21 protein-coding genes and 1 pseudogene are annotated in these 23,516 nt (G+C 40.2%); 13 read left to right on the top strand and 9 right to left on the bottom strand.

Annotation, left to right across the window (positions count from 1 at the left end):
• Positions 1 to 2 precede the first annotated feature (2 nt).
• The gene (locus Q0976_RS14400) at positions 3 to 1,181 is read left to right on the top strand and encodes a cytochrome P450 (protein ID WP_299494550.1); all 1,179 of its coding nucleotides are present in this window, start codon (positions 3 to 5) and stop codon (positions 1,179 to 1,181) included.
• Positions 1,182 to 1,280: 99 nt separating this feature from the next.
• Here Q0976_RS14400 and Q0976_RS14395 read toward each other — a convergent pair.
• From Q0976_RS14395 to Q0976_RS14360, 8 genes and pseudogenes are all read right to left on the bottom strand, one after another.
• Positions 1,281 to 1,563: pseudogene (locus Q0976_RS14395) on the bottom strand (hypothetical protein); the annotation flags it as partial.
• A gap of 223 nt (positions 1,564 to 1,786) precedes the next feature.
• Positions 1,787 to 2,317: a hypothetical protein gene (locus Q0976_RS14390; protein WP_299494548.1), complete on the bottom strand. Its 531-nt coding sequence runs from the start codon at positions 2,315 to 2,317 to the stop codon at positions 1,787 to 1,789.
• A 233-nt stretch (positions 2,318 to 2,550) separates the two neighbouring features.
• A complete protein-coding gene (gene ruvB, locus Q0976_RS14385; RefSeq protein ID WP_299494546.1) occupies positions 2,551 to 3,555 on the bottom strand; it encodes a Holliday junction branch migration DNA helicase RuvB in 1,005 nt (334 codons plus the stop codon).
• Positions 3,556 to 3,572: 17 nt separating this feature from the next.
• Entirely contained in the window at positions 3,573 to 4,190 is a 618-nt protein-coding gene (gene ruvA, locus Q0976_RS14380) for a Holliday junction branch migration protein RuvA (protein ID WP_299494544.1), read from the bottom strand.
• 45 nt (positions 4,191 to 4,235) lie between these two features.
• Positions 4,236 to 4,757, bottom strand: a complete 522-nt coding sequence (ruvC, locus tag Q0976_RS14375; protein ID WP_299494542.1) for a crossover junction endodeoxyribonuclease RuvC — start codon at positions 4,755 to 4,757, stop codon at positions 4,236 to 4,238.
• Between the two features lie 135 nt (positions 4,758 to 4,892).
• Positions 4,893 to 5,639, bottom strand: a complete 747-nt coding sequence (locus tag Q0976_RS14370) for a YebC/PmpR family DNA-binding transcriptional regulator (protein ID WP_299494540.1) — start codon at positions 5,637 to 5,639, stop codon at positions 4,893 to 4,895.
• Positions 5,640 to 5,747: 108 nt separating this feature from the next.
• Positions 5,748 to 7,526 carry an aspartate--tRNA ligase gene (gene aspS / locus Q0976_RS14365; RefSeq protein ID WP_299494538.1) on the bottom strand — a complete coding sequence of 593 codons (1,779 nt, stop codon included), beginning with the start codon at positions 7,524 to 7,526 and terminating at the stop codon, positions 5,748 to 5,750.
• Positions 7,527 to 7,696: 170 nt separating this feature from the next.
• Positions 7,697 to 9,991 carry a transporter substrate-binding domain-containing protein gene (locus Q0976_RS14360; protein WP_299494536.1) on the bottom strand — a complete coding sequence of 765 codons (2,295 nt, stop codon included), beginning with the start codon at positions 9,989 to 9,991 and terminating at the stop codon, positions 7,697 to 7,699.
• A 149-nt stretch (positions 9,992 to 10,140) separates the two neighbouring features.
• Between Q0976_RS14360 and cmoA the strand changes: the two genes are divergently transcribed.
• From cmoA to Q0976_RS14325, 7 genes are all read left to right on the top strand, one after another.
• The gene (gene cmoA, locus Q0976_RS14355; RefSeq protein WP_299494595.1) at positions 10,141 to 10,872 is read left to right on the top strand and encodes a carboxy-S-adenosyl-L-methionine synthase CmoA; all 732 of its coding nucleotides are present in this window, start codon (positions 10,141 to 10,143) and stop codon (positions 10,870 to 10,872) included.
• A 92-nt stretch (positions 10,873 to 10,964) separates the two neighbouring features.
• Positions 10,965 to 11,960, top strand: coding sequence for a tRNA 5-methoxyuridine(34)/uridine 5-oxyacetic acid(34) synthase CmoB (gene cmoB / locus Q0976_RS14350; protein ID WP_299494535.1), 996 nt, complete (start codon positions 10,965 to 10,967; stop codon positions 11,958 to 11,960).
• Positions 11,961 to 11,978: 18 nt separating this feature from the next.
• Positions 11,979 to 12,749, top strand: a complete 771-nt coding sequence (locus Q0976_RS14345) for a RimK/LysX family protein (protein WP_299494534.1) — start codon at positions 11,979 to 11,981, stop codon at positions 12,747 to 12,749.
• Positions 12,750 to 12,760: 11 nt separating this feature from the next.
• Positions 12,761 to 14,269: an inactive transglutaminase family protein gene (locus tag Q0976_RS14340; RefSeq protein WP_299494533.1), complete on the top strand. Its 1,509-nt coding sequence runs from the start codon at positions 12,761 to 12,763 to the stop codon at positions 14,267 to 14,269.
• Positions 14,270 to 14,271: 2 nt separating this feature from the next.
• Positions 14,272 to 15,222 carry an alpha-L-glutamate ligase-like protein gene (locus Q0976_RS14335; protein ID WP_299494532.1) on the top strand — a complete coding sequence of 317 codons (951 nt, stop codon included), beginning with the start codon at positions 14,272 to 14,274 and terminating at the stop codon, positions 15,220 to 15,222.
• Between the two features lie 21 nt (positions 15,223 to 15,243).
• Entirely contained in the window at positions 15,244 to 16,971 is a 1,728-nt protein-coding gene (locus Q0976_RS14330; protein ID WP_299494531.1) for a M3 family metallopeptidase, read from the top strand.
• 30 nt (positions 16,972 to 17,001) lie between these two features.
• Positions 17,002 to 17,889 (top strand): LysR family transcriptional regulator, encoded by an 888-nt coding sequence (locus Q0976_RS14325; RefSeq protein ID WP_299494529.1) that lies wholly within the window; start codon positions 17,002 to 17,004, stop codon positions 17,887 to 17,889.
• A 19-nt stretch (positions 17,890 to 17,908) separates the two neighbouring features.
• Here the strand turns inward: Q0976_RS14325 and Q0976_RS14320 are convergent, their stop codons facing one another.
• Positions 17,909 to 18,331, bottom strand: a complete 423-nt coding sequence (locus Q0976_RS14320; RefSeq protein WP_299494528.1) for a GNAT family N-acetyltransferase — start codon at positions 18,329 to 18,331, stop codon at positions 17,909 to 17,911.
• 201 nt (positions 18,332 to 18,532) lie between these two features.
• On the opposite strand from Q0976_RS14320, the gene Q0976_RS14315 reads away from it, so the two are divergent.
• The 5 genes from Q0976_RS14315 to Q0976_RS14295 all read left to right on the top strand — a co-directional run bounded on the left by Q0976_RS14315 (position 18,533) and on the right by Q0976_RS14295 (position 23,447).
• A complete protein-coding gene (locus Q0976_RS14315) occupies positions 18,533 to 19,168 on the top strand; it encodes a queuosine precursor transporter (RefSeq protein WP_299494527.1) in 636 nt (211 codons plus the stop codon).
• 476 nt (positions 19,169 to 19,644) lie between these two features.
• Entirely contained in the window at positions 19,645 to 20,826 is a 1,182-nt protein-coding gene (locus tag Q0976_RS14310) for a porin (protein WP_299494526.1), read from the top strand.
• Between the two features lie 206 nt (positions 20,827 to 21,032).
• Positions 21,033 to 21,554 (top strand): FMN-binding protein, encoded by a 522-nt coding sequence (locus Q0976_RS14305; protein ID WP_299494525.1) that lies wholly within the window; start codon positions 21,033 to 21,035, stop codon positions 21,552 to 21,554.
• A 75-nt stretch (positions 21,555 to 21,629) separates the two neighbouring features.
• Positions 21,630 to 22,439, top strand: coding sequence for a PepSY-associated TM helix domain-containing protein (locus tag Q0976_RS14300; protein ID WP_299494524.1), 810 nt, complete (start codon positions 21,630 to 21,632; stop codon positions 22,437 to 22,439).
• Positions 22,440 to 22,739: 300 nt separating this feature from the next.
• Complete coding sequence (locus Q0976_RS14295) at positions 22,740 to 23,447, top strand: SDR family oxidoreductase (RefSeq protein ID WP_299494523.1); 708 nt, start codon at positions 22,740 to 22,742, stop codon at positions 23,445 to 23,447.
• The last annotated feature ends 69 nt before the right edge of the window (positions 23,448 to 23,516 follow it).

The raw sequence follows: 23,516 nt of genomic DNA, 5'->3' as shown, positions 1-23,516 counted from the left end.
TCATGGACGAGAAAAATATTTTAGAGACTTGGTATCGTAACCCATTTGAAATATTAGATTTGTTTTTTTCAAATGGAGAGCACCCAATAAAAAAAATTAATGGTGAGCTTATACTTGCAGAGGGAAATACGGCAAAACAAGTACTTGCAAACAAAGAAGGCTTATTTACTGAACATTCTGATTTTTTTACCTCGTCCCATGGAGTCTTTGGGCCTCGTGAAAAACAGCAAGAAATTAGCCTACACGCTAAACAATTTTTAACCCATTACCTGAAAAGAAATAAATCTACACTTAAAGAAAAAGTGACTCAAGCCTTCACGTTAGAAAGTCAATGGCCAGACACTGGTAATTGGCTATTATACCATCACTTAGAGTTTGCTCTATTAAATAAAAACAGCCCTAAACATCTCAGAAAATCGATGAAGCAAGTGGTTAAACGCGCCGTATTATCTGACGCAAAAGACAATTATAACGAAATCAGCCGTAAACTTTTTAGATTCAGTATTAAAGTTGCCCTTTCAAAAGAAATAAAAAAACGACGTTCGACACTCAATGTAACAGTCGAGCCAAGCGATTTATTAGACATTATTATTAAGGCAACACCAGACAACCTAAAAACACCCGCCATTATTGAAATCTTTTTTTCATTTATTTTTTCCATAGCAGGCTCTGTCGGCTTTCTTCTCGGTTGGTCAATCTACATGCTTGCAAGCAATAATCATGCTAAGACCTTTGAAAAAGCAAAACCAAGCTGGATCGTACTAGAGACATTACGCCTATGGCCTGTTGCATGGAATTTAAGCCGAAAGCCAGCAGTCAACCACACTATCGCAGGTGTCAATGTCACCCCTCAAGACACTGTCATTGTCTGTCCTTATGCTGTTCATCGTAATCCTAATAACTGGAAACAAGCAACAACATTCAACCCCTTTCGCTGGCAACGTGAGTCAAAAAACCACCTTCAGCATAAAAAAGAAACTAAAAGTCAAAATAACACTTTCATTCCTTTTGGCTGGGGTGAGCATATTTGTCCAGCTGCTCACTTATCAATGCAATTAGTCGAGCACATTTTAACATTACTCACCCCCTATCAGTTAACTGTATTACACCAAGAAGCTCATCCTCCAGCCTCTGCCGCTTTAGCGCCTCCCCAGTTTATTTTACAGAGCATAATAAAATAAATTATATTTAAGAGCTGTTGATTTTTCATGATCAATGACCCTTTTTTACCGCATTTTGAGGAAAAATAAATATAATAAAAACAATCACAACGGCCCCCAAAGTGCGGTTCCTAATGTCTGAAAAAACATAATCGTCAGCCAATAAAACATTTCTGATTTAGGCTCTGATAGAGCTCACGTTAATCGAACCCAGCGTACGCTGCCATGCCAAAAGGGTCAGAACTAACAACGTGATTAATATTAATGAGCCACCTAAATAACCAATACCCAGAGAACGATCGACAAAATCGGCTAAAGTGATATCAAGCGTGGTAGACGCAATAATGGTGATCCAATATAAAAAAGGATGAAACCAACTCACTTTAATTTGGGCGAAAACCGCAATAAAAAAGAAAGTAACAAATCCCTCCACATTAAATGACACATCATTCGATCAGCTTGATACGGTAGAAACAGATCAGGCAATATATACTCAGCATTGTCAAAGTTGTCACTGGTGATATCTTAATTGATATGAAAGGACGTTTAAATCCCATGTTGAGTCACTCGCTCATATCACTGACTCAGAATATTAAACGTCCTCCAGCATCAATATGCTACTAACGTTAAGCCCTAACCAAAGTCCAGATAAATTTACTATCAGTGTTAAATTCAGATCCCGGTTGAGTTTCTACAACGTGATCTTCTCCTTTGAGATCTTTATGAGCAGCAAATAGCTGCCCTTGTCTATTATTCACTATTAGCAAATCATTCCCCTGTTGTTTAATTTTCCAACTCCACTTATTATTCGTTTGATTATTCTTAATTGCAGATTCAAGTGTCACTAGAGAAGGACGACATTCAACAACATGGTCGTCACCATACTTTTTTCCTGTTGCAGAAAACATAAATCCTTGGCTTTTGTTTTGTATAAAATAATAGCCATCATTTTTGTATATTTTCCATTGATATTTATCGGCAGTTTGCCCTCCTTTGCCAACCTCAACGATGTGATCATCTCCATCTTTATCCGTTGTCGCTGCAAACATTTGACCAAATCCTACATTAGTAACATAAACCCATTCATTTAAAATTAATTTATTCGTATCTTGTTCTTTCTCAACCGTATTTTTTTCTATCTTTTCATATATACTCATAATTAATTCCTTACCGAATTTATTAATAACAAATAAAGAATAGGTATCAAAATTAAATAAAAATATTACAGATTATTACATAGAAGTTTGCATCAACACGAATGTATATACCTTGAACTGGATTTTTGAGAATATAAAACTACAGAGACAACAGAAGCAACTTCGAAACCAAAAACGCACTGATAAAAAAGGCCAGCGAATGCTGACCTAATCCTTTCACACAATATCCAGTTTTATTCAGGCTTAGCTAAATCAAAATGCTGGTAAGCTCGTTGGGTGGCGATTCTTCCCCTAGGAGTCCGTTGAATAAAACCTTGTTGAATAAGAAAGGGCTCAAGGACATCTTCAATAGTTTCTCGCTCTTCACCAATCGCTGCAGCAAGATTATCCAGCCCCACAGGCCCGCCCATAAATTTATCAATAATAGCGAATAACAATTTTCTGTCCATATAGTCAAAACCTTCGTTATCCACATCCAATACATCAAGCGCTTTTTGTGCAATGTCTTGCGTCACAGTACCATCGTGTTTCACTTCAGCAAAATCTCGCACTCGACGTAATAATCGATTGGCGATACGTGGCGTGCCGCGAGAGCGGCGAGCAATTTCCCCCGCCCCCTGAGCATCAATCTCCAATCCCATCACATTCGCCGAGCGTGTGACAATCGCACTCAAGTCTTTGACATTATAAAATTCAAGCCGCAGTGGAATGCCAAAACGCGCTCGTAGCGGTGAAGTTAATGCCCCCGCACGTGTGGTTGCACCAATCAAGGTAAACGGTGGTAAGTCTAGTTTTATCGAACGCGCCGCAGGGCCTTCACCAATCATAATATCAAGTTGATAATCTTCCATCGCTGGATATAAAATTTCTTCAACCACAGGACTTAAACGATGAATTTCATCAATAAATAAGACATCGTGAGGCTCGAGATTCGTCAGCATGGCCGCTAAATCACCTGCTTTTTCAAGCACTGGGCCCGAGGTCGATTTAATGTTGACGCCCATTTCACCGGCCACAATCATTGCAAGCGTGGTTTTACCAAGTCCCGGCGGGCCATAAATCAGAATATGATCTAACGCTTCTTCGCGCTTTTGCGCCGCTTCGATGAAAATTTTTAACTGGGCGCGAGTATCATCTTGACCGGTATATTCATCGAGTAATTTAGGGCGCATAGCCCGATCGACGACTTCATCTTGTATGATGGCTTGTGGCTGAATAAGCCTATCTGCCTCTATCATCACTTATCCTTTCAATACTATAACATGGCTTTCAGTGCCGATTTAATTAATGCCCCTGAGTCCATACCGTCAACATAAGCGGCAGCCACGGCTTTTGTGGCTTGAGCAGGCTTATAGCCTAATGATAATAAAGCACTAATAGCATCTTCCTCAGCTGTATTAGCCACCGGCGCTGGTGCATAGTTAGTCTGCAGTACAAACTCACGTTCTGAGCCCGCAGAAGCCTCTAATAATGCTTTTAGTTTATCGCGCATTTCAACCAATAAGCGTTCTGCCGTCTTTTTACCCACACCGGGTAATTTCACTAAAGTCACCACATCATCACGTTCAACACAGGTTACGAATTCACTGGCACTCATACCAGACAAAATGGTTAACGCTAATTTGGGTCCAACACCATTGGTTTTTATTAACAAACGAAACAAAGCCCTTTCTTGCTTCGTCATAAAACCATACAGTAATTGGGCATCTTCACGCACCACAAAATGCGTATACAGGATCACCTCTGAACTCAATTCTGGCAATTCACAAAAGCAACTTAACGGTAATTGCAGTTCATAGCCGACACCTCCCACCTCTAATAAGACTTCTGGTGCCTGCTTTTCAATCAAACTGCCTCGTAATCGACCTATCATATTACTTTCTCATTTATTATGCTGTTAAGCGTAAACTGACACACATTATTTATAACGGCCATAAGTCCGCTTAGCGGCTTGACCCGCCAAGGCCACTAAGCTTTGACGGGTATGAAAATGGCATACCGCCACGCCTAATGCATCTGCCGCATCCGCTTGAGGCGCGGCGGGTAAATTAAATAATTGTTGGATCATATGTTGGACTTGGGTTTTCTGTGCACGTCCAGAGCCCACCACGGCACTTTTAATTTGGGTTGCACTGTACTCTGCAACAGGCAAATCTGCCACGGTCGCGGCAACAATGGCCGCCCCTCTCGCTTGACCAAGTTTTAAAGCTGAGTCAGCATTCTTTGCCATAAACACCCGTTCGATGGCAAACTCGGTCGGTTGATATTGACGAATAATTTCTGATAAACCATTAAAAATTTGCTTGAGCCTTAGAGGCAGCTCATCACTGGAAGTGCGAATACAGCCACTTCCTAAGTATTGCTGATGTCGCCCTTGACAATGAATAACACCATAACCGGTGATCCTAGAGCCCGGATCGACACCTAAAATAATAGCCATAATATCCTATTTTATGGAATAAAGATTGTGTTTAGCCACTGATATTTGTGGCTAAATTATCATTCAGCCTCTTAATTAAACTATCAAATTAATCAGTTATTTAGAAAGTAATATTGAAATCTACAATGCGGTAGATCACTCTAAATGTTCCATGATTTCATCTGAAATATCTGCATTATGATACACTTCTTGAACATCATCATGATCCTCTAAGTTATCAATTAAACGCATAAATTTCGGCGCCGTATCCGCATCCAAATCCGCTTTAGTCGATGGGATCATTGTCACTTCGGCATTAATCGACTCGAGCCCTGTCGCATCCAGTGCATCTTTCACACTGCCGAAATCTTCCGGTGTAGTATACACATCAATCGAGCTATCTTCATTGGTCACCACATCTTCAGCGCCCGCTTCTAATGCTGCATCCATTAAGGCGTCTTCATCAGTCCCTTCGCCATAAGAAATGATGCCTTTTTTATCAAACAAATAAGAGACTGAACCATCCGTCCCTAAATTACCACCTGATTTACTAAAGGCATTTCTCACCCCCGAAACGGTACGATTACGATTGTCTGTCATGGTTTCCACCATTACCGCAGTACCACCGGGACCATAGCCTTCATACATAATAGTTTCAAGTACTTGACCATCAAGCTCACCCGCACCGCGCTTAACTGCTCGCTCAACGGTATCACGGGTCATGTTATTCGACAGCGCTTTATCGATAGCCGCGCGTAAGCGCGGGTTTGAATCAGGATCCGAACCGCCCTCTCGAGCCGAGACGGTTAATTCTCGAATGAATTTTGTGAATAATTTTCCGCGTTTTGCATCTTGGGCTGCTTTACGGTGCTTAATATTTGCCCACTTACTGTGACCTGCCATTGATAACTCCTCAAAGAGGTTAAAATCAACAAGGAAGCGAATATCACCACTCACTTCCTTGTGCCGTCTATTGTCTAAGTCTATCTATAGTATTAAGATAAAACCTTATTACGCTTCACCTTTTGATGTCTCTAATACACCGACGCCTAACTCGACTAATTGAGCAGGATTAGCGTCACTCGGAGCATTGGTCAATGGGCATGCCGCAGTGGTGGTTTTTGGAAATGCCATCACATCACGAATAGAACTCGCGCCTGTCATTAGCATCACAATGCGATCTAAGCCAAAGGCCAGTCCGGCATGTGGCGGCGTTCCATAACGCAGCGCTTCTAATAAGAAACCGAATTTTTCATTGGCTTCTTCTTCTTCGATACCCAAAATACGGAAAACGGCCGCTTGCATGTCCGCATTATGAATACGTACAGAGCCACCACCGAGTTCACAACCGTTCAATACCATATCATAAGCATCCGAAATCGCAGCTGTAGGATCTGCTTCAAGTGCTTCAGGTGTTAGATTACTTGGCGCGGTAAAAGGATGATGCATAGCATGTAACCCGCCATCAGATGTGCGTTCAAACATTGGGAAATCAACCACCCAAAGTGGACGCCAGTCACCTTCGAGTAATTCAAAATCTTCCCCCGCTTTTAAGCGCAATGCGCCCATCGCTTCTGCCACGATATTGGCTTTATCGGCACCAAATAAAATAATGTCACCGGTTTGTGCAGCGGTTCTGTCTAATATGCCATTAACAACATCTTCAGATAGGAATTTAAGCACGGGCGATTGAATGCCTTCCATGCCTTTATCGACATCATTGACCTTCATCCATGCAAGCCCTTTGGCACCATAAATAGTGACATATTTAGCATATTCATCGAGCTGTTTACGAGACAATTTCGCCCCGCCGGGGATCCGCAATACAGCCACGCGTCCATCAGCATCATTCGCTGGACCGTTAAAGACAGCAAATTCAACATCTTTCACTAAATCTGCCACATCAACCAGCTCAAGGGGATTACGCAAATCAGGTTTATCAGAACCAAAACGGCGCATGGCTTCTGCAAACGTCATCTTAGGAAATTCACCTAAGTCCACGTTTAGCAGTTCTTTAAATAATCCTCGAGTCATGGCTTCAGTTTGCGCCATCACTTGCTCGGACGTCATAAAAGAGGTTTCAATATCAATTTGAGTGAATTCAGGCTGACGATCAGCACGCAAGTCTTCGTCACGGAAACATTTGACAATTTGATAATAACGATCAAAACCTGACATCATCAAGAGTTGCTTAAACAACTGAGGAGATTGAGGCAAAGCAAAGAATTGCCCTTTATAGGTTCGACTTGGAACCAAATAATCCCGCGCGCCTTCAGGGGTTGCCTTGGTTAAAATCGGGGTTTCGATATCTAAAAAACCATTACCATCTAAAAAGCGGCGTACAGCACTGGTGACTTTAGAGCGAAAGATAATCCGTTCGGCCATTTCAGGACGACGTAAATCTAAATAACGATACTTAAGACGCTGCTCTTCTGTGTTATGCTGGTTTTTGTCCATATTAATAGGCAAAGCTGGGGCACTATTGAGTATGGTTAACCCTTTACCTAACACTTCAATTTCGCCAGTGCGCATGTCTTTATTCACTTGACTGTCTGGACGAGCACGAACCAGACCGGTCACTTGTACACAAAACTCACTGCGCAGCGAGCTGGCCACATCAAACACCTCTGGGAGATCAGGGTCGTAAACAACCTGAACAATGCCTTCTCTATCACGTAAATCTAGAAATACAACACCACCGAGATCGCGGCTTCGATTGACCCAACCGACTAAAGTTACTTCCTGTCCAACGTGAGACGCATTGACGTCCCCACAATATTGACTGCGCATTTCATTCCTTCCTTTAAATCCGCAAACTGGTGCTTGAGGAATATTCAAAATAAGACAAAAGCGACATTATAATAAAATATCACCCACTTCGAAACCATTCATCTCTCAGTCGGTGAACTATCCACCAACTTTTCTCATTCATTCTCGATTATTTTAAAAAACAGCCCCTTTCAATTCAAAGAACGGCCTTTTTTCTGTTTCATTCCGTAACGAATCAACCAGATCAGTACTACCAGACTCACTAAAACCAGTATCGTCACCACCATTAAATCTCGCCATTGAGCTGAATGAAGGCCTTTTGCTGGTAACAACTTGGTCACCCACTTTTGCTGAATAGCTTGTTGGGTCGGCGTATCAATCGTCATGAGCACTTTATCAATTAATGGAGGTAATAACCCATGCTGTGGATGGATACCTATATGACTCCGTTGCTCAGCAAAATCCACCAGTACCGCTAGCTTCAAAATCGAATCGCGGCGATGTGTTAACATCATGCTCAAATTCACCAATTTATCAATAAATACATCCGCATGACCCTGTCTCATCGCTTTGATCCCCGCATCAATGTCAGGCACCAGCACTAGGGCTAATTCAGGCTGCTCGGTGAGTAAAGTCGGCACGAGTTGATAACCTTCCACAACCGCAACCCTCAGCCCCGCTAAATCATTAAGATGAAAAAAATTCACCGCATTCGAATACGTCAATACTCCCCATGATGCAGGCCAATAAGATTGACTAAAACGTAATCGATGCTGACGCTCAGAAATATTGGCAATACTGCCAGCCAAATCAATATCACCTTGGTAAAGTGCCGTCAACAAATCATTCCAATGTTCAAACGCCACAGGTTCTAACGTCACGCCCAATCCTGCCTCTATACGTGCAAAGATATCACTATTAATGCCTGAAAATTGCCCAGTCATATCCGTAAACTCCATCGGCTTCCAATTCGATAAATACCCCACCTTTAGTCCCGTTAGTTGTGTCAAATAGGCTGTTTCAGCTTCATTAAAAACTAACTTACTAGGCTGCTGCTCCACCCATTGCTTTTGTGGATCGGGTATCCATTGTCGCTCAATATTCATCAAGGTTTCTGTGGGAAGAGGATCAAATTGAGTCAGGGTATGATCACCATCTTGTGGCCCATTATCCCTTGACAACAATCGCATATGAATATTAAAAACCCATGAAGGATGCTGATGGAAGTGCTGCCACTTTTTTGTTAATAATAAATAATGCTGTGTTAATGCTGTCGGCGCAATAAACGCGGCGACATCGCCATGTTCAGTGGCTTGGATCATCGCACTAATATTATCCATATGAATAAAATTCACACCAGGAAGCCATTTTTTAATTGGCTCAATCTCGGCAAAATCAGCATTAAATGCCACTGTTTTCCCCACTAAAGTACCAATATCGGTTATCTGGGTCTGATAACTAAACAGTCGCATTTTGATCTGATATAAACTCTGCTGCTCTTTAAAGCCATTGGTATCCATATCTTTATTCGGGTAACTCAGCAGTCCATCTATTCGACCCATTTTTAAGCTGTTATACAGTGTTTGGTCATCGTTAAAAACAAAGTCGACTTTTACCCCTGAATGTGAAGACCAAGCTTGCCAAATATCGATTAATAATCCCTGAGCAAGCCCGTCGATGCCAATGCTGGCATAAGGTGCAAAGTTCAGTGGTAATCCGATGGTGAGATAATGGCTTCCTTGCCCTTTACCTAACCACTTTTGGCTCAATTGCGCAGTGTGTTGTGTATATAAACCACTTAATTGATTAATCAATGACACTTGACTTGTTAACACCAATGGATAGGACACTGATTGCTTTAAAAGCAATCGATTAAACGATAACAATCCTTTGCTAACTTGGCGACCGACTTGATGACTACGTAATAAACCTTCTGATGCAGCAATGATATAAACTTGCTTTTTTTCAGTCGCCTGAATAAGTGAATCAATATTCGAGTAATACCTTAAGCTCAATGACGGATACTCAGTTTCTAATATTGTTGCCGTAAAACTGTCTTGAATAACACCTATCAAAAATGAAGATAACTGACGAATGTCATCAGGCACTAACAAGGCTTGATGAAGATATAAATAATGATTAGTGCTGGTTAAAGCCGCTAACGCTGAAATGGGCTGATTAAGATTGTCATTTTTATCAAAGTGGCCAATATGTAAATCGATCGTTTTTGCCACCAGACTCTCGTTTATGTCACTATTTTTTACTACCTTAAATTGAATATTGGTTTGGGTATTTTTGGCCCATACTCGCCAAATATCAACCAGTAACCCAGCAGGTTGTCCCGATGCATTAATAAATTGTAATGGATAGCTTTTCCCATCCATTCCTAAGATTAAATCCGTTTTTCCTTTCTCGTCATCTGCAAAGGCAAAAGCAACAACACTGCTCATCCCCAGTATAAGTATAAAATAAATGAGAAATTTCAATGATAATCCTAATCTTGATACATTGATGTAATGAATATGTGGTTAAAATGATATTAAAGCGAATTTTTCTAAAGATTTCCAGTGCTAGTCAGCCCAGTAATTGCTATCATGCAGAAAATGTCATGCTCTATCTTCACACTGTAAACGAAATGAATTCTTCTCAAGATACACTTTTTGCCACTCCCTTTACGCAAGTAAGCGATTTTCAATTTGATAGTAAAGTCGTTGGGGTATTTAACGACATGATCCGCCGTTCTGTTCCTGGATATGAACAAATTATTCATTCAATTGGAGATTTAGCTCATAAATTTGTCACACCAAATAGCCATGTGTATGACTTAGGCTGTTCATTAGGCGCTGCAACCTTAAGCGTTCGCCGGCATATTCAAGACAGAAATTGTCACATTATTGCTGTTGATAATAGTCAAGCAATGATTGAGCGATGCCAAGAAAACCTGACTTCTTATGTGAGCCAGACTCCTGTCGATCTTATTTGTGGTGATGTGAGGGATATTGAGATTAAAAATGCTTCACTTGTCATATTAAATTTCACCATGCAATTTCTTGCGCCAAAAGACAGAGATAACTTAATCAAAAAAATATATCTTGGGCTTAACCCTGGCGGTGTATTAATTCTATCTGAAAAACTTTATTTTAAACATGAACCTATTCAGAATACTCTGGATGAATTACATCTCGATTTTAAACGTGCAAATGGTTACAGTGAACTTGAAATTAGCCAAAAACGCAGTTCACTCGAAAATGTCATGAAACCTGATACACTACCTGAACATGAGCAACGTTTAAAATCTCAAGGGTTTGAGCATTTTAATGTTTGGTTCCAATGTTTTAATTTTGCTTCTATGATCGCCATTAAATAAATACCATGTTTAATCGATAACAGATCAATACCGAATAACTGACCCAATCATGTTATAAAATCAACATGAAACAAACCATGGTGGCCACATAAGTGATTAGCTTTAGCTCCTTTTACAAACAAATCGCCGACTCAAGTCTACAGCACTGGCTTGAAACCTTGCCTACCATTTTAGGACATTGGCAACGCGAGCATAAACATGGAAATTTACCCAAATGGGAAAAGGTACTCAATAAACTGCACTACCCCACTCCCGATCTCATTGATTTTAAGACCAGTGTAACCATAGGGTCTGGAAAACAACTGTCAAAAGGTGAGCAGGAAAAACTCAAAAATTTATTAGGGATCTTCAAACCTTGGCGTAAAGGGCCTTACTCTGTACAAGGTATTGAAATTGATACAGAGTGGCGTTCAGATTGGAAATGGGAGCGACTACAAGAGCACCTTTCCCCTTTAGCCAATCGCACTGTACTCGATGTGGGTTGTGGCAGTGGTTATCATATGTGGAGAATGTTAGGTGAAGGCGCTAAACACGTTATCGGCATTGACCCCTCAACATTATTTTTATGTCAATTTGAAGCCATTAAAAGAATCGCAGGTCAACACCATCCCATTCATTTGCTCCCTATAGGCATTGAAGAACTGCCGCCTCTGGATGCTTTTGATACTGTCTTTTCCATGGGAGTCCTTTATCACAGACGCTCACCGATTGATCATTTAATACAGCTAAGAGATCAATTACGCACAGGCGGGGAATTAATCCTAGAAACCTTAGTCATTGATGGGGATGAAAATACCGTCCTTGTACCTGAAGATAGATATGGAAAAATGAATAATGTCTGGTTTCTTCCATCTATTGACGCTTTAATGCTATGGCTAAGAAAAAGTGACTTTATTGATATAAAATGCGTTAATATTGATGTGACCTCTTTGGCTGAGCAGCGAAGTACTGAGTGGATGCCTAATGAATCCTTAGTTGATTATTTAGATCCCAATGATATCAATCTTACCGTTGAAGGCTATCCAGCCCCTAAAAGAGCGACAATCATCGCCACAAAAAATCAGCCCAATAAAGATCTTGTCGAGTAATGTCTAATGAGAAACTCTATGTTGAAGCGAATCATCTGTATAATTGCACTGCCTAGCCTGTTAGCTGCCTGTGCGACTCAAAAAGCGGCTCCTCCTGCTCCAAAGCCTGTGGATGCTGAAGCACTTCAAGCCAGTTTAGCAAAACAAAAAGACAGTATCTTAACCAGTATTTATTTAGACAGTGCATCTCAACAAGCCAGTTTAGATGCACTCAATGCACAACTATCCATGCTACAAAATCAAGTCAAAACCCTTAAAGCAACAACTAAAACTGAGAAACCGACTGAGCAAGTTAGCCAACCCATAACGGATAAAAAATGCACCTCTCCATTAGGCGATAAATTTATTTTAGGCGCCGTCGAGCGGGTTTATGTGGATGAAGTCAAAGCCAGTTTTAATACCCGTATCGATACTGGGGCTGAGTCTTCCTCTTTAGACTCTCGTAATATTGTTTTATTTGAACGTGATGGCGATTCTTGGGTGCGTTTTGATGTCTATGTTGACGGTCCAGATAAGCCCGCTAAAACCTTTGAAGCTAAAGTCGTCCGTTTCGTCCGTATCAAACAAGATGCCGATGATAATAGTAGCGATCGTCGCCCAGTTATTCTCGCCCACCTCAAAATTGGCGATTATGAAGCCCAAACTGAATTAAATTTAGTCAATCGTAGTCACCTCGAATACCCCTTATTATTAGGCAGAAAATTCATGCAAGATATTGCCGTTGTTGATGTAGGAAAAACCTTTATTCATGGAAAGAAGGATCCAAACAAGACCAATTCTAACAAATAGGGATACGCCTGATGCACTCTAAGAAACCCTTTTATATTTTAGTTGCCTTCTTATTTATTTTAGGTATTGCCGCCTGTATTTATCGCAGTGTAGAACACCATGTTCCTTTCTTGCCTGGACAACAGGTACAAAGTTGGGCTGTAGATGCAAAAGTGAGTTTCCAAGGAACAGGAAAACCTGTTGAAGCCTCGTTTTCATTACCTCAAGACCCTGCCTATGAAGTGTTAGTTGAAAATACGACCTCTCCAGGTTACGGCTTAAGCATTAGCAATGCCGATAATCGAAATAAACGCGCTATTTGGTCAAAACGCTCTGCTACGGGACGACAAGATCTTTATTATAAAGTCACACTCATCCCAACAGGCCAAACGAATATTATTGCAACAAAAGAGCCTCAAGCTCCGACACCTTATATTTGGCCTGCAACAGAAAAAGCAGCAGCAGAACAAGTAACTCAAGAAGTATGGGATCATAGCGCGACGAATTTATCTTTTGCCCAGCAATTAAATAAAGAGTTCAATGCCACTGAGCGCAGTCAAAATATTGAGCTACTTTTATCTGGTAATAGTGCGACAACTTTGTTTATCAATATCTTACATAACAAATCAATTCCAGCTCGCGAAGTAAGCGGTCTGTATTTGCAAGATCAACGTCGCAGACAAGAATTAGTGAATTTTGTTGAAGTTTACAATGAAGGTCAATGGTATCTGTTTAATCCAAATGACGGCACTCAGGGGCGACCAGAAAACTTACTTTTATGGGGACAATCGGGTACATCTGTATTAGATGTGATCGGTGGCACAAATTCGCAAGTCAGCTTTTCAATGCTACAAGATACGCGCTCGGCATTAGCCACTTCTATTGATATTTTACGTAACAATGACGCTTTAAGTTTTTCGCTTTATCAGCTCCCTCTTGAAGAACAGAGTCTCTTTAAAGGCATATTACTGATCCCAATTGGGGTACTGATGGTCGTATTTTTACGCGTGTTAATTGGGATTAAAACCTCTGGGACCTTTATGCCCGTTTTAATCGCTTTAGCCTTTATTCAAACGACCTTATTTACTGGACTGGTTGGCTTCTTATTAATTGTGGCCTGTGGACTGATGATTCGAGCCTATTTATCTCAGCTCAATTTATTGCTCATTTCACGAATATCGGCGGTCATTATTGTGGTCATCGGCATTATCGGTGTATTTACCCTTTTATCTTACAAGCTAGGGCTAAGTGAAGGATTAACCATTACTTTTTTCCCGATGATTATTTTGGCGTGGACGATTGAACGTATGTCAATATTATGGGAAGAAGAAGGCCCCAAAGAAGTGGTTATCCAAGGGGGAGGCAGCTTACTTGTGGCCACACTGGCCTATCTTGCAATGAGTGCCAGTTGGGTACAACATTGGGTATTTAATTTTTTAGGGATCCACCTTATTGTCCTCGCATTAGTGCTTGTCATGGGACAATATACGGGCTATCGCCTACTTGAATTAAAACGCTTTAAACCCTTGGCTGGAGAATAATCATGATCTTCGCTCGGCCACAAGCCTTACACCGAAATGGTGTACTGAGCATGAATAAACGCAATATCGATTATATTGGTCGCTATAATGAACGTAAGTATTATAAACGCGTAGATGACAAACTCAGTACCAAACGTTTAGCCCTTGCTAATGGTATTGCGGTTCCTGATTTAATTGGTACTATTTTTGTCCAACATGCAATTAATGACATTCCAGCCATGGTAAAAGGCCTACCTGGGTTTGTCATTAAACCTGCTAAAGGCTCTGGCGGAAAAGGGATTTTAGTGATCACTAAAGTTGAAGATGATCGCTACTTCAAACCCAATGGCGATGAAGTTTTACCTGATGAGTTATATCGCCATGTTTCCAATGTTCTCAGTGGGTTATTCTCATTAGGGGGAAACCCCGATGTGGCAATTGTTGAAGGCCTCATTCAATTTGATCCGGTTTTTGAAGGCTACTCTTACGAAGGAGTTCCGGATATTCGCCTGATTGTTTTCAAAGGTTTCCCTGTGATGGGCATGTTACGCTTATCCACAGCCGCCTCAGACGGTAAAGCCAATTTACATCAAGGTGCTGTCGGTGTCGGCATTGACATTGGCACAGGCAAAGGCTTACATGCAGTACAATTTGATAATCCTCTCGATTTTCATCCTGATACACAAAAAAACCTAACAGCGATTGCCGTACCGGAATGGGATACCCTATTGCACACCGCATCCAAAGCGTATGAAATGTCAGGTCTGGGTTATTTAGGCACTGACATGGTGTTAGATAAACACCGTGGTCCACTCTTACTAGAGCTGAATGCCAGACCTGGGCTTGCTATTCAAATAGCTAACAACTGTGGGTTATTAGGTCCATTGCAACATATTGAGAAATTAAAAAATGAACCTATGGCAGTCGAAGATCGCGTCGCTTATGCCAAAGAGCACTTTTGCTTTAAAGGCTAATGTTATTTTCAGGGTAATACAATGATGTTTGTTGGTTTTAGACCGATACTGTTCTTAGTCAGTATCGGTTTCTCTTCTTTAGCTTTTTCTGCTGCCACGCCATTATCACTTTTAGTGAAGCAATGCTTACAGCTCCCTCCCCTCGCAACGGGGCTACAAATAACAGATAAACAAAAGCAGCATGATAGTGATAGTTTAGCTCAGCAAATGACTCAGCTAGAGCATCGGCTTTTAGGGTTTTATAATATTAAAGACCGAGTGAATTATTATAAACAATTTCCTATTCATAATGATGACAAAGAAAGCTTATTGAATTGTCAGTTTTATTTAAGTGATAGTCTCCAGCGTTTCGTATTATCTGACGAATTCACCCAACTCTTGCCTCAATTGCTCAATGCCTCAAATACAGAATTAACCCAATTAGGTCAGCGATTATATCGGCTACTTTACAAGCAACAAACAAGAGAAAAAAAATCACAGTTGCACACGGCTCAAGCAGCCTTTAAACAAGGATTAGCCTCACAAGCATTATCATTAAATTTCAATGATAAACGTTGTCAATTACCGCAAAATATTACTGGCTCTACTCCCGAGCAAACCCCAACCCCTTTTAATCAATCCATTGCCAGTTACTTGTTACAGCAGCCGAATGCCGATTGTCGAAAAACCATATGGCAAGCATATCAAGCCCGGACTATTCATCGTAATACCCCCATACTGAATACCATTATCGGCATACAACAAGCCTATGCACATAAAAAAGGCTTTAATGATTACGCCAGTTTGCAAACTTCCACTCAAATGCTTTATTCACCTGCACTTGTTAGCACTTTTTTAAACAGCCAAACTCACTCAACCAATATTCCCCCTTGGAACATTGGTATCGCTCTGAAAAACGCTGAGAAATCTCCTTTTACCGCCCTAAGCTCAGCGGACTTTTTAGACAAAATATACCAAGCGTTAACCCCCTATGGTATTCGTGTTGAGCCAATTTCTCCCTATATTCATCGAGTTTGGCTCAATGGGCGGTTATTAGGAGAGTTATTTCTTTCATCCTCTCATCAATTTAGCTACCTGCCCATTAGACATATTGTCGTTGGACAGCAATTTGGGCAAATTGAGCTTAAAATAAAAGATAAGGTACTCAATTATCAAGCAGCCAAAAAACTGATCAGCATAACCGCGATGGCCATTAATGATCTGAGTCAAGGCAGCCATTATTATTTTAATAATACCTTAGGGGAAACCCATGACAGTGCCAATATTGGACGCTATTGGCTAGAATATGCATTAACACAATCGCTTATTGGTAAGCCTTTAGCAAAAAGCCGTGATGCTATCATTCAAGCCTATCGTCAACAACTGACCGTTTTTAGAGCTAAGGTCGCATTACAGACTTATCAAGTTAATCAACAAGCCCCAATGAAAGACCTAAGCCAAGACTTTGTGAATGCTTTTGGTGATACTTGGCCACAAGTCAACAATTACCCTGTCAGTTTCAGTGCCATCGCCGATGAAGGGCCTTTATATTACCAATCACTTTGGCAGGCCAGTCTCGGACAGTATTTATATACTTCACTGGATCACTGCCATGATCAAAAAGCCATTTTTAATGCCTTGGTCGTCAATGAAAAATCAACTAAGCTCACAGAGCGCTTATCCCATTTATTCAATACACCAATAACGCCCTATGAGTTAATTCAAAAAATACAAAATAATGCACCATTGACATGTACAGTCGCCCAATAGATACACAAATAATCAAAAAGGTCTTTCACTATGGATAGAGCAAAGTCAACATTAGAACAATGGCGGATCCTACAAGCGGTGATCGACTTTGGTGGCTATGCTCAAGCAGCGCAGAAGCTCAATAAAAGTCAATCATCCTTAAACCATGCTGTTGCTAAATTACAACAGCAATTAGGTGTATCCCTTCTTGAAGTGCATGGACGCAAAGCCCAGTTAACTCCCACAGGAGAGGTCTTACTGCGTCATTCTCGTCTTGTGACACAATCTGTGAACCATTTAGAAAGCTTAGCCACTAACTTACAAAAAGGCTGGGAACCGACACTGACATTAGCACGAGAAATTATTTATCCAATTGACGACTTAATTTGCGCATTAGATGCTTTTTTACCTCAAAGCCGAGGCACTCGGGTTACCATTCTTGATTCGGTGATCACCGGCACTCAAGAACATATTAAAGATAAATCGGTGGATCTCGCTATTTGCGGTGGTGTTCCCCCTAAAGGGCACCTTGCAGAGCCCCTATGTGATGTGTTTTTCTTACTGGTTTGCCATTCGAGTCATCCTTTAGCTGCACTGGATCATATTGAAAATGATCAAATACTTGCCCAACACTTACAAATTGTCATTAAGGATACCGCTCGGCATCAAACCTCAGATCTTGGCTGGCTCAAAGCAGAACAACGCTGGACAGTCTCAAACTTCCATGAAGCCATTAAAATTTTAAAAAAAGGTATTGGTTTTTGTTGGATCCCCTCCCAGCTTATCGCAACAGATCTCGAAAAAGGGGAACTGACTCAACTGACGTTAGCCGGCAATACCCAACGCAAAGCCATGCTCAGCCTAGTCGTGCCCAATCGAGATGAACAAGGTCCAGCCGCAAAACTGCTTGAATCCTTAATTCTAGCGCAACATGCATAAGATAACGGTCTCAGCGCTATCAAAGTGACTTTACAAAACCAATCCGCTCTAATTCAGAATGTCCATACTCATCAACACGTTCAATATCATATCCATTGCGAATAAGCATGCACAACATGCTTGAAAAGCGATTCATGGACTTCACTTTTACCCGTTTATAACCTTGTTCTTTAATCCAATTTTCTTGATAAATTAGCATCTCTTGAGCACATTTAGCGTTTCGATACTCAGGACGTACTCCTCCTAACCAGCTGTAAAATTCATCTTCATTTAACGGATACCCCATTTTAAATCCGATCAATTCGCCCGCTTTTTCTGTGACTAAAATCAAAGAGCCTTTCACTAGCTTCGCTTTCATCTCGTTTTCACTACTGAAGCGTTCAAACTCAGGAATGCTATCAAAAAGACTCAAGGCTTCTTCAAACGTACCTTCTCTGATCATATGATTACAACCATTTTTCACAATGGAAATCAATATACTGAACAAAATAAAAAATATCAATAACCATCTGATATAATAGATTTAAGCTTCTACTTTAGCGTTTTTTATTCCTGAAATGGTTCTCGTTTTATTGTCTAAAAACATGATGAACTTTCAACGCATCAGCTATTCTTCAAATAGCCCATACAAAAAAGAGACTTTATGCCAAACCATCAATTCCATTATCGGTTACTAATAGCCATCACTATGTTTTATATGCTGTGTGTCATTTCCAGTGATCTATTAACGTACAAAATCGTTGAACTGGGTGGAATTAATGGCTCCGCCTCATTAATTGTATTCCCCGTCATTTATTTGATCAGCGATATGATCAATGAAGTCTACGGCAAACAACTAGCCACCTATTTATTATTTTGCTCATTGGTTATGGAATTTATTTTTGATGTCGTGCTTAGCCAAATAATTTATCTGCCCTCTCCTACCTCATTTAAAATGCAACCCGCTTATGAAGCCATACTTGGGCCTTTACCACATATTTATTGGGGACTCATCATTGCATTAACCATAAGCTCACTCATTAATATCAGTATTATGGCTTGGTGGAAGCACAAATTAAATAACCGTCACTACGTGCTCCGTAGCTTCTGCTCAACCATTATTGGGGTGTTTTTCTTTACCGTCATCGGCTACAGCATTTGGTTTTATGACGTTAAAACGCTTTCTGAAATCATTGAACTTATTGGTGTATCATTTTTTTCAAAAATAGTCATCACCACCATCATGATTTGGCCGTCTGCACAACTTGTTAAATACATTAAAGAAAAATCGCTTTCTTAGACATTTATACCCGTGATATTTGAAGATGCATGTTTTCAGAGCCTGTAAAAGGTCCTAATTCAAGGCGTATTATTGCAGAAATGCTTATTGCCTTTTAAGGTAATGCAACGCAGAAGTAGGTGCTTTTACAGACTCCCAAAGGGCTGGTTTAAAAGCCTTTTATACAGCGTTACTGAACATCAGCTTAGAATCACTAGGCACGATGTTCAAAGCCTTGTCTAAAAGACTTTTAATTCCAACTGAACCATGCATCTTCAAATATCACGGGTATAAACCCATTCCTTATATTTCATATCGATGACTCTTTCCCACTAGTTAATTCTTATATAAATAAACCATATAACAACAACAGTACAAACATCTGAATATAAACAAATTTACGAACGATAATAATTTGCATTACAAACACAATAAAAATAAAATACAAAAACAAAACATGGAATGCATTTAATTAACCAAAAACCACTGGGATTAAGATGAAAAAAACCATACTCGCTGGAGTACTGACCACTTTGTTGTCTGTACCTACCGCAATCGCTGCAGAAAATACCGACGACCTTAGAAAAATTATTGAACAACAACAACAAGTGCTTGATGAGCTTGAGCGGCGTTTAAATGAAACAGAAAAAAGAGTCGAAAGAACAGCGGATGTGGTCGATGAGAATATCGGTCATACAAGTGCGACGACCATTGGTGGTTATGGTGAAATGCACTACAACAATATAAAAGATAATCAAACAGATACTCGCAATGAAGAAATTGACTTTCATCGCTTTGTGCTCTTCTTTGGTCATGAGTTTACGGACAACATCCGTTTTTTCTCTGAAGTAGAATTAGAGCATTCTATCTCAGGTGATGGACAAAACGGAGAAGTAGAATTAGAACAAGCTTATGTCGAATATGATTTCAATCAACAATTATCAGGTAAGGCAGGTTTATTTCTTATTCCTGTCGGCATTTTAAACGAAACCCACGAACCCGCAACTTTCTATGGTGTTGAACGTAATCCAGTAGAGAAAAACATCATTCCAACCACTTGGTGGGAAGGTGGACTGGCACTGGATATTATCGCCGCCCCTGGATTTGATATCGATTTAGCCGTCACCAGTGGGTTAGATGTGCCAACAACCGGTGACAATGCTTATAACATTCGTAGCGGTCGCCAAAAAGTCTCTGAAGCAATCGCCTCAGATTTCGCTTACACAGCACGGATTAAATATACGGCCATTCCAGGCTTAGAACTGGCTGCCACAGCACAATACCAAAGTGACATCACTCAAGGGGCCGTTGGTGTCGATAGCGCACAAGCCATTTTACTATCAGGTCATGTCATCTACACCATTCAAAAATTCACCATCAAGGCCCTTATTGCAAACTGGAACATAGACAGTAACGAAGCTGAAGCCTTAGGAAAAGATAAGCAAGATGGTTATTATATTGAGCCCTCATATCGCTTTAATGAGAGTTTTGGGATCTTTGCTCGCTACAATGAATATGACACACAAGGAGGTAATAATGATGATACCTCTATTACTCAAACCAATGTAGGAATTAATTATTGGCTTCATGAAAATGTTGTCTTTAAAGCGGACTATGAAAATCAAGGTGGGGCGAATGATGCCGATGGATTTAACTTAGGAGTGGGTTATCAATTTTAGATAAACACTAACCAATAGACACTAAAGCCAGCCCTCATGCCATATACTGGTTGGCTTTGCATTATTAATCTCATCAATTAACTAACACTTTTATCCGTCCTTGAGTCACTTGAAGATGCAATATCAAATGGCTAGAATATAAGATAGTTAATATACTTGTATTGATAGTTAATCGACTCAAAATTCTTAAAGGCTAGTGCTCACACATGAAGTTTATTCCTTTATTGCCCCTTTTTCTTATTTTATTTTACCATCCAATCAGCCTAGCAAAAGGAACCTATCAAACCCCAGAATCTTTTATAGAACAGGCATTACAAGCTCCAAAACCAAAAGCAAAAGTTTTTTGGATTGATGATAATGCCCAAACGGTTATCGAAACAATCTTAGCCCATCGATTTAATAAAATGCGGATCCGTTATTGGCAAAAAAATAATGAAACAGTATGGATCTTAAATGAAATAGGCAAAGAATCCCCTATTACAGTGGGCATACACGTAAAAAACCAACAAATAGTTCAAACTAAAGTGCTCATTTACCGAGAAAGCCGTGGTGATGAAGTCAGGCACAGCTTTTTTACCGATCAATTTAAATCTGCAAAATTGAATAATGATCTCACACTCAATAGGCACATCGACGGTATTACAGGGGCAACGCTTTCGGTAAGAGCATTAACTAAGCTATCACGAATAGCCCTTTGGCTTGATGCGACAATTCAAAGCAAAAGCTGATCACAAAAAAATGGATACCGCCTACACTGTTCCCCTATAGGCCAATCAAATGAAAATACAATATAAAATATCAATATGACCAAAAAATATCGCCGAATAAAAAACCATAAAATCAATAAACATGCCAGCAAACAATTTCGCTTTTGGCATAAAAAACTCGGTATATTCAGTGTATTATTTGTGATATTACTGGCAATAACGGGCATTTTAATTAATCATAGCAACACACTGTCTTTAGACACCAAGCCCGTCACCTTTTCTTGGTTACTAGACAACTATGGTATTAAATCACCATCCAATATTCATATTTATCAAGCCTCTCCACTCATCGCAAGTTCAGATAACCTCATTTGGATTAGTCAGTTTTCGCCAATCGAAGCTGAGCAACCCATTTTAGCTATTACCGCTTTTAATCATCTTTATGTGGCCATAACCCCTTCCCAGCTTTATCTCATTTCACCACAAGGTCAATTATTAGAAAAGCAGGATAGCAGCCTAGGCTTACCCCAACAGATTGAATCAATAGGCCAAGATGGCCAACTTTGGCTTAAAACCGCTAACGGTTATTTTACCAGCGATGATGATCTTATTGAATGGACAAAAGCAATGCCATTGAAAGCAATCTCATGGGTCAGTCCGCTTCCTTCCTTTGAAGTCAACAATCTTATAACGCAGGTTTCACATAAAGCCAGAAGTGAAAGTTTAACCTGGGAACGAGTATTACTGGATATCCATAGTGGGCGTTTTTTTGGCCCATTAGGACCTTGGTTTATGGATCTAGTGGCGCTCGCTCTTATCATCATGTCATTAACAGGCATCTACCTCTGGCAAAGCACAACAAAACGGACAAAAAACAGAAAATCCAGCAAATATGATGAACACTGAAGCACAGCTCTTCTATACCCGTGAGACTTCAAGCTGCAGGATTCAGTTGGAATGAAAAGTCTTTTAGACAAGGCATTGAACATCGAGCCTAGTCATTCTAAGTTGGTGTTTAATAACACAGTATAAAAGGCTTTTAAACCAACCCTTTGGGAGTGTGTAAAAGCGCCTACTTCTGCGTTCCATCACCTTAAAAGGCAATAATACGCCTTGAATTAGGCACGTTTACGCACTCTGAAAACATGCATCTTGAAGTATCACGGGTATATACTCAAATAATCCCATTGGCCATCAAACAACAATATGAATATATTGATCCTCGGCGGAAGCGGTGGCATAGGCACAGGTTTAATTAAACATGCCCTTACGCTGCCTCATTTAACAACCGTTTATGCCACTTTTCATACCCAGCCTCCTTCCTTTAACTATCCCCGATTACAATGGATCCAAGTGGATATCACACAGGAAGAGAATATCGCCGCCCTAGCAGAGCGTATCCCGTCATTAACCCTACTCATCAATACCATTGGTATGCTGCATACAAAAGAGAGGTTTCCTGAAAAATGTTTAAAATCTTTTAATAGTGAATTTTTTAAACAAAATATACAGTTAAATACATTACCCAGTATATTATTAGCCAAATATTTTTCCACTCACCTACGTTCAACACAGCAAACTTTTTTTATTACCTTATCGGCCAAAATTGGAAGTATCGAAGATAATCACTTAGGGGGATGGATAAGCTACCGAGCTTCAAAAGCCGCCCTCAATATGGCTCTGAAAACCATCAGCATTGAATGGCGGCATCAATTACCTCACTGCACAGTCATTGCTTTTCATCCCGGCACAACAAACACCGCTTTATCTGAACCTTTTCAACAGAACGTCCCAAGTAAAAAACTCTTCTCTCCTGACTATGTTGCCCAATGTTTGATGGGCTTAATCAATCATATTAGCCCAAAAGATTCAGGCAGCTTTTTTAGTTACGATGGACAAAAAATTCCTTGGTAATACGGTATAGGTAAATCAATATAAAAAACAAAGCTTAATTTTATTCGATGATAAAACAGGTGAAAATGC

Source organism: uncultured Shewanella sp. (assembly GCF_947501665.1).
GTDB lineage: Bacteria > Pseudomonadota > Gammaproteobacteria > Enterobacterales > Shewanellaceae > Shewanella.
The sequence above is the reverse complement of the archived record's forward strand: the minus strand, read 5'-3'. Positions and strand labels throughout refer to the sequence as shown.

Bases quoted from the DNA above. Each gene is read 5' to 3' on its own strand.
- Q0976_RS14400 (WP_299494550.1), top strand. From the start codon at position 3: ATGGACGAGAAAAATATTTTAGAGACTTGGTATCGTAACCCATTTGAA.
- Q0976_RS14390 (WP_299494548.1), bottom strand. From the start codon at position 2,317: ATGAGTATATATGAAAAGATAGAAAAAAATACGGTTGAGAAAGAACAA.
- ruvB (WP_299494546.1), bottom strand. From the start codon at position 3,555: ATGATAGAGGCAGATAGGCTTATTCAGCCACAAGCCATCATACAAGAT.
- ruvA (WP_299494544.1), bottom strand. From the start codon at position 4,190: ATGATAGGTCGATTACGAGGCAGTTTGATTGAAAAGCAGGCACCAGAA.
- ruvC (WP_299494542.1), bottom strand. From the start codon at position 4,757: ATGGCTATTATTTTAGGTGTCGATCCGGGCTCTAGGATCACCGGTTAT.
- Q0976_RS14370 (WP_299494540.1), bottom strand. From the start codon at position 5,639: ATGGCAGGTCACAGTAAGTGGGCAAATATTAAGCACCGTAAAGCAGCC.
- aspS (WP_299494538.1), bottom strand. From the start codon at position 7,526: ATGCGCAGTCAATATTGTGGGGACGTCAATGCGTCTCACGTTGGACAG.
- cmoA (WP_299494595.1), top strand. From the start codon at position 10,141: ATGAATTCTTCTCAAGATACACTTTTTGCCACTCCCTTTACGCAAGTA.
- Q0976_RS14345 (WP_299494534.1), top strand. From the start codon at position 11,979: ATGTTGAAGCGAATCATCTGTATAATTGCACTGCCTAGCCTGTTAGCT.
- Q0976_RS14340 (WP_299494533.1), top strand. From the start codon at position 12,761: ATGCACTCTAAGAAACCCTTTTATATTTTAGTTGCCTTCTTATTTATT.
- Q0976_RS14335 (WP_299494532.1), top strand. From the start codon at position 14,272: ATGATCTTCGCTCGGCCACAAGCCTTACACCGAAATGGTGTACTGAGC.
- Q0976_RS14330 (WP_299494531.1), top strand. From the start codon at position 15,244: ATGATGTTTGTTGGTTTTAGACCGATACTGTTCTTAGTCAGTATCGGT.
- Q0976_RS14325 (WP_299494529.1), top strand. From the start codon at position 17,002: ATGGATAGAGCAAAGTCAACATTAGAACAATGGCGGATCCTACAAGCG.
- Q0976_RS14320 (WP_299494528.1), bottom strand. From the start codon at position 18,331: ATGATCAGAGAAGGTACGTTTGAAGAAGCCTTGAGTCTTTTTGATAGC.
- Q0976_RS14315 (WP_299494527.1), top strand. From the start codon at position 18,533: ATGCCAAACCATCAATTCCATTATCGGTTACTAATAGCCATCACTATG.
- Q0976_RS14310 (WP_299494526.1), top strand. From the start codon at position 19,645: ATGAAAAAAACCATACTCGCTGGAGTACTGACCACTTTGTTGTCTGTA.
- Q0976_RS14305 (WP_299494525.1), top strand. From the start codon at position 21,033: ATGAAGTTTATTCCTTTATTGCCCCTTTTTCTTATTTTATTTTACCAT.
- Q0976_RS14300 (WP_299494524.1), top strand. From the start codon at position 21,630: ATGACCAAAAAATATCGCCGAATAAAAAACCATAAAATCAATAAACAT.
- Q0976_RS14295 (WP_299494523.1), top strand. From the start codon at position 22,740: ATGAATATATTGATCCTCGGCGGAAGCGGTGGCATAGGCACAGGTTTA.